The following is a 14,859-nucleotide window of genomic DNA, read 5'->3' as shown; positions in this document are numbered from 1 at the left end:
GCTTGGTGGATTGGTTAGGCTCTTGAAATCATAGCACTTTCAGCCGCTTTCTTTTATCCCGTCATGAGAAATCCGGGCTAAGTGATGCGGATTCTGGTTACAGGTGGTGCCGGATTCATTGGGTCAGCCGTAATTAGACAGATCGCCCAGATGTCTGGGTGCAGCGTGGCTAACCTAGACAAGCTGACCTATGCGGGCAATTTGGAATCTGTTAAGGGGGTCTCTGGGTCTCCTCGTTACCGTTTCTTTCCTGTAGATATTTCCAATGCTTCGGCATTGGATCGCGTGTTCTCTGAGTTTCAGCCAACCCACATTATGCATTTGGCGGCGGAAAGTCATGTTGATCGGTCGATCGATGGTCCATCAGATTTTATTCAAACCAACATCGTAGGGACTTATACGCTGTTAGAAGCAACTCGTCGGTATTGGCTAAGTCTGGATAAATCAGAACAATCGGTGTTCCGGTTTCACCATATTTCGACAGATGAAGTTTATGGAGATCTGGAGAATACTTCCGACCTGTTTACCGAAACAACGGCCTATGCGCCGAGTTCGCCTTATTCGGCGTCTAAAGCCAGTTCCGATCATTTGGTGCGGGCTTGGCATAGAACCTATGGTCTACCGGTTGTGATCACCAATTGCTCCAATAATTATGGGCCTTTTCATTTTCCTGAGAAACTCGTACCGCACATGATTTTGAATGCTTTATCGGGCAAACCTTTGCCGGTATATGGCGATGGCTCTCAGATTCGTGATTGGCTGTATGTGGAAGATCATGCGCGTGCGTTGCTGCGCGTGGCTACCGAGGGGCTGGTAGGAGAGACCTACAATATTGGTGGCCATAACGAGAAAACAAATCTCGAAGTGGTGGAAACCATATGTGATCTGTTGCAAGAAATGTCTCCACCGGGCACCTATCCGCACCTGAAGTGGCAGCCGGCCTCTACGGTGGCCCACTACCGAGAGTTAATTACGTTTGTAAAGGATAGGCCCGGACACGACGTTCGGTATGCGATAGACGCCAGTAAGATTGAACGAGAGCTGGGTTGGCTGCCGGAAGAGTCTTTCGAGACGGGCATTCGTAAAACTGTCCGGTGGTACCTGGATAACCCTGAGTGGTGGCAGCGAGTGTTGAGTGGAGAGTACCGATTGGATCGTTTGGGGGAAAACGCATGAAGGGTATCATTCTTGCCGGCGGTTCTGGCACCCGGCTTCATCCCATCACTCGCGGCGTCTCTAAACAGTTGTTACCGGTCTATGATAAGCCGATGATCTACTATCCGCTCTCGGTTCTGATGTTGGCCGGAATTAGAGAAATACTTGTAATTTCCACCCCGGAGGATCTGCCCAGCTTTTCTAAATTACTTGGGGATGGATCTGACTTTGGTATCGAGCTTAGCTACGCACCACAACCCTCTCCGGATGGCCTTGCTCAGGCGTTTATCATTGGTGAAGAATTTATCGGCGACGATAGTGTGTGCTTGATCTTGGGGGACAACATTTTCCATGGCTATGGTTTCAGTCAGATGCTACGTGAGGCAGTCGGTCGTGGAACAGGGGCCACGGTGTTTGGTTATCATGTGACGGATCCCGAGCGTTTCGGAGTTGTGGAGTTCGATGGGTCGGGCAGGGCACTGTCGATTGAAGAAAAGCCCGAACGCCCCAAGTCACAATACGCCGTGACAGGTTTGTATTTCTACGACAACGATGTAGTGAATATTGCTAAACAAATCCAGCCTTCAAATCGAGGTGAATTAGAGATCACCGATGTAAATAATACCTATCTAAGGCGGGGTGACTTGAATGTGAGTGTTCTTGGGCGAGGGTTCGCCTGGTTGGATACGGGAACTCACGACTCGCTTATCGAAGCTGGGCATTTCGTTCAAACGGTTGAGCATCGCCAGGGATTAAAAATTGCCTGTCTTGAGGAAATTGCCTTCCGGAACGGTTGGGTAACCCAGGGTTGGCTGGCCGAAAAGGGGCAGCAGCTCGCCAAGACCGGTTACGGGCAGTATCTAATGAGATTGGCTGAGGAGCAGGTATGAAGGTTGTTCCGACGACCCTTAAGGATTGTGTGGTGATTGAGCCCCAAGTGTTTGGAGACCACCGGGGCTTTTTTGTTGAGACTTTTCAGGCGGAGCGGTACGCCCAAGAGGCAAGTATCAGTTTGCCGTTTGTGCAAGATAATCACTCCCGGTCAGGTAAGGGCGTTTTACGTGGCTTGCACTTTCAAATCACGAAGCCACAGGGGAAGCTGGTGCGGGTGGTGAGTGGTGAAGTGTTTGATGTTGCAGTAGATCTTCGTCGTGATTCGCCCACCTTTGGTCAGTGGGAAGGTGTTTATCTGAGTGGTGATAACAAGCGCCAGTTCTGGGTGCCCCCTGGCTTCGCGCATGGCTTTGTAGTTGTTAGTGAGACGGCAGACTTTGAGTACAAATGCACCGATTACTATGACCCGACAGATGAAGGTGCGATTGCATGGGATGATCCAGATATAGGGATAAAGTGGCCTATTGATCTTGAGGTCAAGTTATCAGAGAAAGATGCGAAGGCCCCTAGTTTTCGGGAGTTTTGTAGTTCATGAGAGTACTGATAACGGGTGCGTGCGGGCAGCTGGGAAAATGCTTGCAAGACAGTTTTAAAGAATCTGGCCATGAGGTTATTGCAGCAGGCCGAAGTGAGCTCGATATCACAAGTTCCAATTCAGTTGAGGCTTTTGTTCTTGCCCATGAGCCCGACGTAATAATTAACGCTGCGGCTTATACTTCGGTTGACAAAGCGGAAGCAGAACCGGATCTAGCATTCAAAGTGAACGCCGAGGCTGTCGCTCATTTAGCCGCGGCGGTCAATAAGATTGGCGCTTTTCTGATTCATGTGTCCACGGATTATGTATTCGATGGCTCATCAACTCGGCCCTACCGTGAGATAGATTCCGTCAATCCGATGGGTGTGTATGGAAAATCCAAGTTAGCCGGTGAGAAGGAAGCGGAGAAGGCTAAGCGCTATGTCATTGTCCGCGCTGCTTGGATTTTTAGTGAATACGGCAGCAATTTTTTAAAGACAATGGTGATGCTCGGGAGTGAGCGTGACAGTCTGGCAATTGTGAATGATCAGATCGGTACGCCCACCTATGCTGGGGATCTGGCCGCAGCGTTGAGAGTTTTGGCAGAAAAACCGCCAGTGAACGGCACATACCATTTTTCTGGGGGGCAACACTGCAGTTGGTATGGGTTTGCACAGGAGATTTTCCAAGCTTGCGGGGATCTAAAGGCCGACTTCCAGTTCCCGGTAGTTAATCCAATACCCACTTCTGAATTCCCAACGCCTGCGAAACGCCCGGCTTTTTCTGTTCTCGATGGGTCATTACTTGAGGCGAGAGTGGGAATTCGAGAAGGAAGCTGGGCCGACTCTCTAAGAGATGTTTGTAGTAAGGTGCTTGAGGCGGATGATGCCGCGAAAAAATAGGATTTCCGTGCGTTAGGGGTGAACCTAACCAATGGGTTGTTTACGTGATGGTTACTGAAAAAATCGTGCTGATGGCGTAAACTTGCGCCAATCTCCGAGCAAGCGGGCTTTCGTGTGGAGCGAAGGCCCGTTTCTGTTTTGTTTTTGGAAACTTTTAGGGTTTTACGATGAAGAAGGCGTTGATTACCGGTGTTACCGGGCAGGATGGTTCCTACCTCGCAGAGTTCCTGCTGCAAAAAGGGTACGAGGTACACGGTATCAAGCGCAGGGCGTCGTTGTTTAATACCCAGCGTGTAGACCATATCTATCAAGATCCCCACACTGATAATCAACGATTTGTGTTGCATTACGGTGACCTGACGGATTCTTCCAACCTCACGAGGATTTTGCAGGAAGTCCAGCCAGACGAGGTGTATAACCTGGGGGCGCAGTCCCACGTGGCGGTAAGTTTTGAGTCGCCGGAATACACCGCAGATGTGGATGCCATGGGTACCTTGCGCCTGTTAGAGGCGATTCGTTTGCTGGGGTTGGAGAAGAAAACTCGCTTTTATCAGGCTTCCACCTCTGAGCTTTACGGCCTGGTGCAGGAAATTCCCCAGAAGGAAACCACACCGTTCTATCCCCGCTCCCCCTATGCGGTTGCCAAACTCTATGCCTACTGGATTACCGTGAATTATCGGGAAGCCTATGGCATGTATGCGTGCAATGGCGTGCTGTTTAACCATGAATCACCGCGGCGCGGTGAAACCTTTGTTACCCGGAAGATCACCCGCGGCCTGGCCAATATTGCCCAGGGGTTGGAGAGCTGTTTGTATATGGGCAATCTGGATGCGCTCCGGGATTGGGGGCATGCAAAGGATTACGTGCGCATGCAGTGGATGATGCTGCAGCAGGATCAGCCGGAAGATTTTGTTATCGCGACCGGCGTTCAGTATTCGGTTCGGGAGTTTATCCAGTGGTCTGCGGCTGAATTGGGTATCGAGCTTCGTTTTGACGGTGAAGGCGTAGAGGAAACAGCAACGGTTGTGTCTGTCTCCGGTGATTCTGCGCCGGCGGTTAAGCCTGGGGACGTAGTGGTTCGGGTAGACCCCCGTTATTTTCGCCCCGCTGAGGTGGAGACTTTGCTGGGGGATCCTACCAAGGCGAAGGAAACGCTTGGCTGGGTGCCAGAGATCACGGTTCAGGAGATGTGTGCCGAGATGGTTCAGGAAGACCTGCAGACTGCCAGGCGCCATGCCTTGCTCAAGGCCCATGGCCATGACGTGCCGGTATCGGTGGAGAACTGAGATGTCTGAACTGCGCAATCAGAGGGTATTTGTAGCTGGGCATCGGGGTATGGTGGGTTCTGCCGTTGTGCGTCGCCTTGAGTCGTTGGGCTATACGGATATTCTTACCGCCAGCCGTGATCAACTGAATCTGCTTGATCAGGCGGCCGTGCAGGCCTGGTTTGTCGAGCATCAACCGGAGCAGGTATACATTGCCGCTGCCAAGGTTGGGGGTATTCACGCAAACAACACTTACCCGGCGGAATTCATCTACGAAAACCTGATGATTGAAGCCAACCTGATTCATGCTGCTCACCAGGCCGGTGTGCAAAAGTTGTTGTTTCTCGGGTCGTCCTGCATTTATCCGAAGTTTGCCGAACAGCCCATGCGTGAAGACGCCTTATTAACGGGTATTCTTGAGCCAACCAACGAGCCCTATGCGATTGCTAAAATCGCCGGCATCAAACTGTGCGAAAGCTACAACCGCCAATATGGGCGGGACTACCGCAGCGTGATGCCCACCAATCTGTATGGCCCGAATGATAACTTCCACCCGGAAAACAGCCATGTGATCCCGGCTTTGTTGCGGCGCTTTCACGAAGCCGTGAAAGCGGGCGATGAGGAAGTTGTTATCTGGGGCAGCGGCAAACCTATGCGTGAGTTCTTGCACGTGGATGACATGGCCGCGGCCAGTGTGCACGTGATGGAGCTGGACTACGAAACCTACACCAGCAACACCGAGCCAATGCTTTCACACATCAATGTGGGCACCGGTGTGGATTGCACCATCCGGGAACTGGCAGAGACGGTTGCCAGGGTAACCGGATTCTCGGGAAGGCTTGTGTTTGATAGCAGCAAGCCGGATGGTACGCCGAGGAAGTTAATGGATGTGAGCCGGTTGAAGGCGTTGGGGTGGGGGGCAAGCATCGAGCTGGAAGATGGGTTGCGAAGCGCTTATAAGTGGTACCGTGAAAATGTCTAGAGCGGATCAGGGTTTTAAGTCGGGTGACATAGAGGCAATCAGTCTGGTTGCGATTTTTCAGGCGTTCTTTCTTTGGAAGTATTTGTTTCTTTCTAGCTTTCTGTTGCCATTGGTGGCAGGAGGTTTGCTGGTAGGTTTGAGCGAGGAGAAGTTCAGTTACCTAACACTTATAAAGCCTGCAATGGTGTCGCAGGGTAGACCGGTTGAGCCGCTTCAGGCATCGATAATGCGCCTGGAGCGAGATCATATTCCTGATGCGATTGCTGCACTCGAGGGTTCGCGCGGAGAGAAACTGAAAGTGTCGGTGTACGGCGTTGGCTCGGATGATCTGATTGCGCTATCAACTACTTTGCCCAGGTCGGGTGAAGCTCTTGTTCGTGACGTTCACGAGACAGCTGTTTCCAGTTTGGTTGCCGATCACTTGAAGTTACTGCAACAGGTTGCAGAACGATTAGATCTCCAAATTGAGACGGTTGAACAGGGCATAAAGGAGACGCCAGATGGTTCTGGGGGGGATGCGGTACTGGCCTCCCTGATTGAGCGGCGTTCGAAGCTTCTTGAGCGGGTACAATCGCTGGACGAAGCGACGGTCCTGACTTTGGCGAGGCCAGGAATGGAGCCTGAGGGCCTGCCTACTATTATCAAATTTGCGGTGGTTGTTCTGGCCTCCCTAATTTCTGCGGTGATTTTGACATTGTTTGTAGACTTTCTGGTGCGGGTTAGACGTGAAATGGATGCGGTTAATTGTGATAAGTAAACTGAGACGTCACTTAAGTTACTGGCCTGTCTATTTTAGAAGTTTTGTTGCCAGAAATAACCAGTTCTATAGTCGGTGTAGTCATCTATCTCGCCATAAAAAGGCGCTGATACTGGGGAATGGGCCCTCACTGCAAGATTTTGTTGCTTCTGCCGACTGGGCATCTATTGGCAGTAGCCATGATGTTTATTGTGTGAATAATTTTGCTTTTCAGGATGCCTTTATTTTATGCAAACCATCAGAGTATGTGATATTCGATCCGAATTATTTTAATGCACTTGAAGCTGATCTGGCATCTGGGAATAGCTTGTTTATAAAACTGGCAGAGACGGTTGATTGGGACATGAATCTGTATATTCCCATTAGATTCTATTCGATGAGTCAGGCTTTGATTGAGTTGTTTCGGGGTACATCCATAAGGCTTGTGTTTTTCCGAGACGTTGGTTTGAAGTTGTATTTTAGGTTTCCTTTTTTGTATTTAATGAAGCATCAGATATTGATGCCCCGCGCGAACAATGTTTTGATTGCTGCCATTTATTTGTCAATTCTGAACGGCCACTCCAAAGTGGTAATCGATGGCGCCGATCATTCCTGGCATAAAAATCTCCACGTTTCTGACGATAACTTATTGTACATAAAAGATAGTCATTTCTACGATAAGGAGCCAGATCTGTCACCCTTATATAAAGATCGGCTTTCTGGTCAGCATTTTTCCATGGAGGAGATTTTTGAGAGTTATCGCCTTGTGCATAAAAGTTACCGGGTAATCGGCGAGCTGTCGGCGTCTCTTGGTGTCAAGATTTTTAATCAGACGCCGGGCTCTTTCATAGACGCATTTCCAAGAATGGGTAGAAGTGACTCTGTTTAGGGTATCAGCGATGGATAGGCCTGAGGTGTCGAACGTTTCATCACATACCACGCTGGTTCGACAAATCTTAATGGTAGGGGTGCTTGTTTATACGCTGCTGCTGTTCCTGGCACTGTTTTCTGGTTTTTTCTACATTCGGCTCATTCTTGCTGCGCTATCCTTTTCGTTTTTTCTTTTTTTTGCGTGCTTCTCGAACGATCTTAAGCTGCCCCACATTATATATGTCTTGTTCATTTTTCTCATGGGGCTCGCTGCCCTCGATCGCTCAGGGGGTAGCTCACTGATTGCCGCACTCTTCCTGACGGGTGGGCTGGCGATGGCTGTGGTTATCAGGGATTTTAACCTTGGAGACGTCGCCTATAAATTTCCATTGCTGGGCTACTTGCTGTATTTGTATTTTTGCTGGCTTGCCCTCGGTTTTGGCCCCGGAGAATTTAATCAGATTTTTTCCGGTTACAGTAGAAATATAGTCGGTGCAGTGGTTCTGGCCCTGCTAGGTGGTTATCTATGGATATGTTATGAGAAGGATGTTCGCCCTAGTATTCTGATAGTAATTTCTTCTGCCCTGATTACGATCCCGCTTTATGGAAGATCTAATATTGTGGCATTGATGCTGGTGGTTTTTTGTGTTCTTTTTTTCTGTTGGAAGTTTAAGTTTTCTTTGTTTTACTTCTGTGCTTCGGTTATGGCTGCAATCGTGTTAGGGCCTGTTGTGGCTGATTATCTATCTTCAGAAACCAATTTTTCATCAGGTATTGAAAGTCCAAGGTATGAAATGCTTCTCGGTTATTTGGGTGAGCTGAATCTGTTTTCATTGCTTTTAGGGGGCGACGAGAAGCTGGTGTTGGCTATCCAGGAGTATGGTGGAAATCCTCACAATGCCTTCATTCGTTTTCATTCTAACTTTGGATTTATGTTGTTTGTAAGTTTAGTGGTAATTTTTTTGATTTTTATACGTTTGCTTGCATCGAGTTCGGGATTCCTCCTTGTACTGCTATGCGTAATGCTTTTCCGAGGTTTCTTTGATGTTATTTTTTTTGGGAATCTGATTGACTATGCTCTTTTAGGGCCAATGGCCTATTTTTATAGGCCACAGTACAAATCGCTGATTTTTTCCGAGACCTGAGGTTCGTTTTTTGAAAGTTTCTGTCATTACTGTTTGTTTTAATAGCGCTGAAACCATTGAGGGGACTTTGGCTGCGGTTTCATCGCAAACTTATCCTGATACAGAACACGTGATTGTCGATGGTGGTTCAACTGACGGTACGGTTGACAAGGTGCGTACCCGAGTGCGGGAATCTGATGTGCTGGTATCAGAGCCGGATGAAGGGTTATACGATGCCATGAACAAAGGTGTTGCCCGGGCTACGGGTGATATAGTCGGTATACTCAACTCTGATGATTTCTATGAATCAGAAGACGTTATTTCGTCCGTTGTACGTGTCTTTGCTGAAAACCCGGATGTTGATGTCGTCTTTGGCGATGTTGTTTTTGTGGCTCCGGAGGATCTGTTAAGGGTTACTCGCTATTACGGTGCAGAGCATTTTCGACCCTGGAAGCTTAGATTCGGCTGGATGCCACCGCATCCCGCAACCTTTGTCAGGAAGAGTGCATATGAACGGGTGGGTGAATACCGCCTCGACATGCGTATTGCCGCGGACTACGACATGTTCGTTCGCTGGCTGCTGGTGGCCGGATTGAAGTGGATGTATCTGGATAAGGTTCTGGTTCGAATGCGTGCGGGCGGAGTCAGCACGAGTGGAGTCAGAAGTAGCATACGTCTGAATCGCGAGATTGTCCGAGCCTGCCGTGATAACGGCATCTACACCAATCTCCTTTTCGTTTTGAGCAAAATTCCCTTCAAGTTATTGGAACTGATCAGGCGGCCCGGGCAATGAGTAAGCAACGGGTTTTGGTGACCGGTGCTTCGGGATTTGTTGGCAGCGCTGTTGTAAAGCGCCTGCTTGCACAGTCAGACCGTTATGAGGTGGTTGCAGTAGCGCGTTCTGGGCGAGTCGTTGATGACCCCGGATTCCGTTTTGTGTCTGGACTTGAGTTGGTTAATTGCGAAGGCTGGGCTGATGCACTTTATGGAGTTGACGTGGTGGTCCATTGTGCTGCCCGCGCTCATGTGATGAAAGACCAATCTTTGGATCCCCTGGAGGAGTATCTGCGTGTTAACGTGGATGGCGCACTTAATTTGGCCAGTGAGGCTAGCAAGGCGGGCGTTAAACGCTTTGTGTTTATAAGTACCGTTAAGGTGCATGGAGAAGACACCAATCACAGGGCCCCCTTTTGCGAGGCCGATAAGCCGGTTCCTGAGGATGCGTACGCACGTTCAAAGCACGAGGCAGAGCTAAAGCTGAAGGAGTTCTGTGAACAAGTGGGCATGGAGTTGGTTGTGGTGCGGCCGCCTTTGGTCTATGGCCCTGGCGTTAAGGGAAATTTTGCGAGTTTGTTGAAGCTGTGTAACTTGCCGATACCGTTGCCATTTGGTTCTATGAAGAACAAACGTAGCATGGTTTACGTCGGCAATCTTGCAGATTTCCTGATTCAATGTGTTAGCTTGCCGGCCGCCGCGGGAGAGACTTTCTTGGTTAGTGACGATGAAACGCTTTCGTTTTCAGAGCTTTTGGTGGAACTCAGGCGCGCCCAGGGTCGAGCCCCATGGCTGGTGTTAATGCCGGTGGTTCTGTTTCGATTTGCAGCAGTGTTGTTAGGTAAAAGGGCTGCGGTTGAGCGTTTGACAGGTGCATTGAGGGTCGATTCGAGTAAGGCTCGTGATGTTCTGGGTTGGTCTGCACCCTACTCGGTAAAAGAAGGGTTGAAATTGACGGTGGGTGATTATAACTGCCCAGGGGAATCTGGAGATCTGGCGTGATCAGGATTCTTGATATTGTTTTTGCCACTGTTGGCTTGGTATTTGGCCTGCCTTTTCTTGTGGTTATCTTTATCGTCGGGTTGTTTGATACCGGCTCTCCATTGTTCCGTCAGGAGCGGGTTGGGCGGTACAAGAAACCGTTTACCTTGATAAAGTTTCGCACCATGGCGCCGGAGACTAAATCCGTTGCCAGCCATCTGGCAGATTCATCATCCATTACGCCGGTTGGCCGGTTTCTCAGGCGGACAAAGCTTGATGAATTGCCTCAACTCTGGAATGTGCTGAAAGGTGAGATGAGTCTGGTTGGTCCAAGGCCCTGTTTGTTTAATCAGGTCGAGCTTATTGAGGAGCGGGAGAGCCGTGGAGTTCTGAAGGCCCGCCCTGGTATTACGGGGCTGGCACAGGTGAACGGTATTGATATGTCGACTCCACAATTGCTGGCTGAAACCGATGCAGCGATGTTGCGCTCTTTGGATTTAAAGCACTATTTCCGTTATATCGTTCAAACGGCCACTGGCAAAGGGTCGGGTGATCGCGTGAAATCGGGGGAGTAGCAGGTGAAATCGAATGCTATTGAATCAGTACTGGGGTGGTCTCGACCTGCCAAGCGTTTGGTTTCGGTGGCTGTCGACTTCCTCTTGCTGGCTGTTGCGATTTGGGGCGCTTTTGCGCTGCGGTTCGAGACACTCACGTGGATGCCTAATGAAAAACAGCTTCTCGTGTCGCTTGCCACGGTGCTGATTACGATTGGCGCTTTTATCAAGCTCGGATTGTATCGGGCTGTTATTCGATATCTCAGTGAGCACGCCTTCCTGGCGATCATTCTGGGTGTCGCCATTTCCAGTGTTGCTCTGATTGTTTTTGGGTTTCTGTTCCAGGCGTTGGTCCCTCGCTCAGTGCCGGTTATCTATGGTGCGTTTGCTTTCTTATTGGTAGCGGGTACGCGCTTTACGGTACGTGCGATTGTTCGCCGGCCCAGAGAGAAGGCCAAGAACACAGTTTTAATAGTGGGCGCCGGGCCCAAAGGGATGCAGTTGGCATCCGCCTTGGCCCAGGGCGTTGAATACCGCCCTGTGGGGTTTGTCTCGTTGGTTAGCAGCAATCACCGGTCTTTAATTAGTGGGTTGCCGGTCTATTCCGTAGAGCATTTGGAGAAAGCAGTACGAGAGTTGGATGCCTCACGGGCGCTGCTCGCATTAGAGGACGCGGTGCCTGTTAATCGAAAAGAATTGCTCGCCGCGCTTGAGAGGCTGTCTATACCTGTCCAGACCGTTCCTTCGATGTCGGAGCTGGTAGCTGGGCAGGCACGGATCAACGACATACGCGATTTGGAGATTGAGGACCTGCTGGGGCGTGACCCAGTGCGCCCGGATGCGGCGATCGTTTCCGAGAGCCTTTACGGAAAGTCTGTAATGGTAACCGGGGCGGGTGGATCAATTGGCTCTGAGTTGTGTCGCCAGATTTTGCGCCACAAGCCCCGGGTGCTGGTGTTGTTTGAGCAATCCGAGTTTTCTCTGTATGCCATCGAGAGGGAATTGCGCACGATCAGTGATGTTGAGAGCCTGGATGTTTCGGTGCATGCGGTTCTGGGCAGTGTGACGCATCTCAGGCGGTGTGAAGCTGTCATGAAGGCCTTTGGCGTTCAGGCTGTCTATCATGCGGCGGCGTATAAACATGTGCCTCTGGTTGAGCATAATATTATTGAAGGTATCCAGAATAATGTATTCGGTACCTGGCATACGGCAGAGGCGGCCATCTCTGCCGGTGTTGAACGTTTTGTTCTGATCTCCACAGATAAGGCTGTGCGGCCTACTAATGTGATGGGGGCCAGCAAACGAATGGCGGAGTTGGTGCTGCAAGGCTTGTCTCAACGCCAGAGCAAAACTGTGTTTTCAATGGTGCGTTTTGGTAATGTGCTTGGATCATCAGGATCGGTCGTTCCTTTGTTCAGAGATCAGATTCGGGACGGCGGGCCAGTAACGGTGACGCATCCGGATATCATTCGCTATTTCATGACCATTCCGGAAGCGAGCCAGTTGGTGTTGCAGGCCGGGAGTATGGGGCGCGGTGGTGAGGTATTTGTGTTGGACATGGGAGAGCCGGTCAAGATTGCTGATCTCGCAAGAAAGATGATTCACCTGATGGGGTTGGAAGAAAAATCGGATGATAACCCCTCAGGGGATATAGAAATTGTTTTCACGGGATTACGCCCGGGAGAGAAGCTCTATGAGGAGCTTCTTATTGGTGATAATCCACAGGGTACTTCACATCCCCGTATTATGATGGCCCGAGAGGTCTCTTTGCCTTGGGCCAATGTAGAAGACCTTTTGAGCAAGTTTACTCGAGCTAGCCAGGCGTTCGACTGCCGGGCTGTAGTGGAACTGTTGAAAGAAGGCCGAACTGCATACGAACCGAATGGTGATGTTGCCGATCTTGTTTGGTGTAACAACGGTGACCTGCCCACCCCGCCGGCACTGGATGCCGGTGGAAAAGTGCTTCAGTTGAAATGACTCGGAGTTGCCCCCCAAGTAATTGATAGGACGACAAGGATGTTGCCATGATCAAAATTCTTCACCACGGCGCCGTGAATGGCGTAACGGGCTCGTGCCACGAACTCCGAATGTCGCAGGCTACAAAAGGCTCTCAGTCTACAAAGGGGTCTGACCCCTCGGGGTCAGACCCCACCCTTCTGCCAGCGTCAAACTCCCATCCAGGCATCCTCATAGACTGCGGCCTGTTCCAGGGCCAGGAAGAATCCCGAGGCTCCTCCGCCGCCGATCTCGCCATCGATTTCCCCATCGACCACATTCGCGCCCTGGTGGTTACCCACGTTCACATCGACCACGTGGGCCGCATTCCCTACCTGCTTGCCGCCGGCTTTGACGGCCCCATCATTTGCTCTGAACCTTCCGCCATCATGCTTCCGGAAATCCTGGAAGACGCCCTGAAGATTGGCTTCACCCGGGATCGCGCTTTGATTAATCGTGTTTTGGAGCTGATACGGGCGAGGGTGGTGCCGCTGCCTTATGGTCGATGGCATTCGGTGTTTGAGGAGGAAGTTGGGAGTTTGAAGGTGCGCCTGCAGAGGGCCGGGCACATTCTGGGTTCGGCTTATGTGGAGTGTGATGCGCTATCCGGCTCGGCGGCGGAGCGTATTGTGTTCAGCGGCGATCTCGGCGCGCCCCATTCTCCGCTGCTTCCGGAGCCCGCGCCCCCGGAGCGTGCTGATCGCCTGGTGATTGAGAGTACTTACGGCGATAAGAACCACGAAGACCGGGAAACGCGGCGGTACCGGTTGAAGGCGGTTCTGGAGCATGCGTTGGAAGACGGCGGTACGGTGTTGATACCGGCTTTCAGTATTGGGCGCACTCAGGAGCTTTTGTATGAGATCGAAGGGCTGATTGCGGAGTTCGGGGATGGTGCCATTGGGGTCAGTCCCCAAGGGGACAGACCCCGTAGCGAGTCTCTGACCTGGAGCAATCTGGAAATCGTCGTCGATTCCCCCCTGGCCGCCGAGTTCACCAAAATCTACCGAGACCTCAAACCCTTCTGGGATGAAGAAGCCCGTGCCCTGGTGGCAGCCGGCCGCCATCCGCTTTCTTTCGAGCAGCTTACCGTTATCAATTCCCACGAAGACCACCTCAATGCTGTGGAATACCTGGCCAAATCTCACCGCCCCTGCGTGGTGATCGCAGGTTCCGGTATGTGCGCCGGCGGCAGGGTGGTAAATTATCTGAAAGCGATGCTGGGCGATGCCCGCAACGATGTGTTGTTTGTGGGCTACCAGGCTAAAGGCACTCCGGGCCGCAACATTCTGACCTATGGCCCCCGGGGCGGTTGGGTTGAGCTGGATGGCGAACGCTACGATATCCGGGCGCAGGTGCACACCGTAGGCGGCTATTCTGCCCACGCCGGGCAGGAGGATTTGCTGCGGTTTGTGGAGGGCATTCCACAACCGCCCAGCGAGATTCGGATTGTGCATGGGGATGACGGGGCGAAGCGGGCGTTGCAGGGGAAGTTGCGTGAGAGTCTGCCTGAGGCTGCTGTGGTGATACCTGGGTAAATGTTGGTTCAAGGATGAAAACTCGATATGTATTCGAAACGATTCGCCAAGGAAGTGCAGATTACTCGGCATGCTGCTCAGCGCATGCATTCACGTGCTGTCAGTGAGAGGGAGTTGTCTTTATTGATTGAAGAAGGGCAAACTCGATTCAAAGATAGTAAGCGGTTCTGGATAGCTCATTTTTTTGAGGAACGCTGTGACAATCTGTTATGTGTACCAGTGGTTTATGAAAAAGATTTGCTGGTAGTAAAAACTGTAATGCACCATTTTTCCTGGGAGGGTTAATGATATGCGTACCGTTTATGATGAATCGGAAGATATTCTGACAATCCATCTCAGCGATAAGGCGATTGTGAAAGAGGTTTCTCAGGACTGGAACACCCATATCAGCTATGCGGAAGACGGCTCGATTGTAGAGATTGTGGTTCTTGATGCCAAAGAGAGTGGTGCTTGGCCGCTCATAACCACCCGCGCGGCGTGACATTGTAAATTTGGGGTCATAAATTTGGGGGCAGACCTCAGAACATTTGACCGATCAAAATGTCTTGGGGTCTGACCCCAATTTAAAATAGATACTA

Annotated in this window: 16 protein-coding genes; all 16 read left to right on the top strand. The window is 50.8% G+C overall.

The window, feature by feature from the left end; genetic code table 11:
- Positions 1–84 precede the first annotated feature (84 nt).
- Complete coding sequence (gene rfbB, locus ACNSOI_RS12815; protein WP_420194200.1) at positions 85–1,176, top strand: dTDP-glucose 4,6-dehydratase; 1,092 nt, start codon at positions 85–87, stop codon at positions 1,174–1,176.
- Positions 1,173–2,045 (top strand): glucose-1-phosphate thymidylyltransferase RfbA, encoded by an 873-nt coding sequence (gene rfbA / locus ACNSOI_RS12810; RefSeq protein WP_420194199.1) that lies wholly within the window; start codon positions 1,173–1,175, stop codon positions 2,043–2,045. The genes rfbB and rfbA overlap by 4 nt, the downstream gene beginning before the upstream one ends.
- Complete coding sequence (gene rfbC / locus ACNSOI_RS12805) at positions 2,042–2,584, top strand: dTDP-4-dehydrorhamnose 3,5-epimerase (protein ID WP_420194198.1); 543 nt, start codon at positions 2,042–2,044, stop codon at positions 2,582–2,584. Before rfbA ends, rfbC begins: the two co-directional genes overlap by 4 nt.
- A complete protein-coding gene (gene rfbD / locus ACNSOI_RS12800) occupies positions 2,581–3,465 on the top strand; it encodes a dTDP-4-dehydrorhamnose reductase (protein ID WP_420194197.1) in 885 nt (294 codons plus the stop codon). The genes rfbC and rfbD overlap by 4 nt, the downstream gene beginning before the upstream one ends.
- Positions 3,466–3,632: 167 nt before the next feature.
- Positions 3,633–4,751, top strand: a complete 1,119-nt coding sequence (gene gmd / locus ACNSOI_RS12795; RefSeq protein WP_420194196.1) for a GDP-mannose 4,6-dehydratase — start codon at positions 3,633–3,635, stop codon at positions 4,749–4,751.
- A gap of 1 nt (position 4,752) precedes the next feature.
- Positions 4,753–5,712 carry a GDP-L-fucose synthase gene (gene fcl / locus ACNSOI_RS12790; RefSeq protein WP_420194195.1) on the top strand — a complete coding sequence of 320 codons (960 nt, stop codon included), beginning with the start codon at positions 4,753–4,755 and terminating at the stop codon, positions 5,710–5,712.
- Positions 5,705–6,469 carry a hypothetical protein gene (locus tag ACNSOI_RS12785; protein WP_420194194.1) on the top strand — a complete coding sequence of 255 codons (765 nt, stop codon included), beginning with the start codon at positions 5,705–5,707 and terminating at the stop codon, positions 6,467–6,469. Before fcl ends, ACNSOI_RS12785 begins: the two co-directional genes overlap by 8 nt.
- A complete protein-coding gene (locus ACNSOI_RS12780) occupies positions 6,459–7,337 on the top strand; it encodes a hypothetical protein (RefSeq protein ID WP_420194193.1) in 879 nt (292 codons plus the stop codon). Before ACNSOI_RS12785 ends, ACNSOI_RS12780 begins: the two co-directional genes overlap by 11 nt.
- Before the next feature lie 10 nt (positions 7,338–7,347).
- The gene (locus ACNSOI_RS12775) at positions 7,348–8,463 is read left to right on the top strand and encodes a hypothetical protein (protein ID WP_420194192.1); all 1,116 of its coding nucleotides are present in this window, start codon (positions 7,348–7,350) and stop codon (positions 8,461–8,463) included.
- A 10-nt stretch (positions 8,464–8,473) separates the two neighbouring features.
- A complete protein-coding gene (locus tag ACNSOI_RS12770; RefSeq protein ID WP_420194191.1) occupies positions 8,474–9,235 on the top strand; it encodes a glycosyltransferase family 2 protein in 762 nt (253 codons plus the stop codon).
- Positions 9,232–10,218 (top strand): UDP-glucose 4-epimerase family protein, encoded by a 987-nt coding sequence (locus tag ACNSOI_RS12765; protein WP_420194190.1) that lies wholly within the window; start codon positions 9,232–9,234, stop codon positions 10,216–10,218. The genes ACNSOI_RS12770 and ACNSOI_RS12765 overlap by 4 nt, the downstream gene beginning before the upstream one ends.
- The gene (locus ACNSOI_RS12760) at positions 10,215–10,772 is read left to right on the top strand and encodes a sugar transferase (RefSeq protein ID WP_420194189.1); all 558 of its coding nucleotides are present in this window, start codon (positions 10,215–10,217) and stop codon (positions 10,770–10,772) included. The genes ACNSOI_RS12765 and ACNSOI_RS12760 overlap by 4 nt, the downstream gene beginning before the upstream one ends.
- Before the next feature lie 3 nt (positions 10,773–10,775).
- Positions 10,776–12,728, top strand: coding sequence for a polysaccharide biosynthesis protein (locus tag ACNSOI_RS12755; RefSeq protein ID WP_420194188.1), 1,953 nt, complete (start codon positions 10,776–10,778; stop codon positions 12,726–12,728).
- Between the two features lie 47 nt (positions 12,729–12,775).
- Complete coding sequence (locus ACNSOI_RS12750; protein WP_420194187.1) at positions 12,776–14,281, top strand: MBL fold metallo-hydrolase; 1,506 nt, start codon at positions 12,776–12,778, stop codon at positions 14,279–14,281.
- A 27-nt stretch (positions 14,282–14,308) separates the two neighbouring features.
- On the top strand, positions 14,309–14,566 hold the full coding sequence (locus tag ACNSOI_RS12745) for a DUF4258 domain-containing protein (protein ID WP_420194186.1): 258 nt from the start codon (positions 14,309–14,311) through the stop codon (positions 14,564–14,566).
- Positions 14,567–14,570: 4 nt separating this feature from the next.
- The gene (locus ACNSOI_RS12740; protein WP_106695112.1) at positions 14,571–14,762 is read left to right on the top strand and encodes a DUF2283 domain-containing protein; all 192 of its coding nucleotides are present in this window, start codon (positions 14,571–14,573) and stop codon (positions 14,760–14,762) included.
- Positions 14,763–14,859: the final 97 nt, after the last annotated feature.

The organism is Marinobacter sp. GH_1, from assembly GCF_048595985.1.
In the GTDB taxonomy this organism is placed as follows: domain Bacteria; phylum Pseudomonadota; class Gammaproteobacteria; order Pseudomonadales; family Oleiphilaceae; genus Marinobacter; species Marinobacter shengliensis.
Note: the sequence above shows the minus strand (reverse complement) of the source record. Positions and strands in the feature narration are given on the sequence as shown.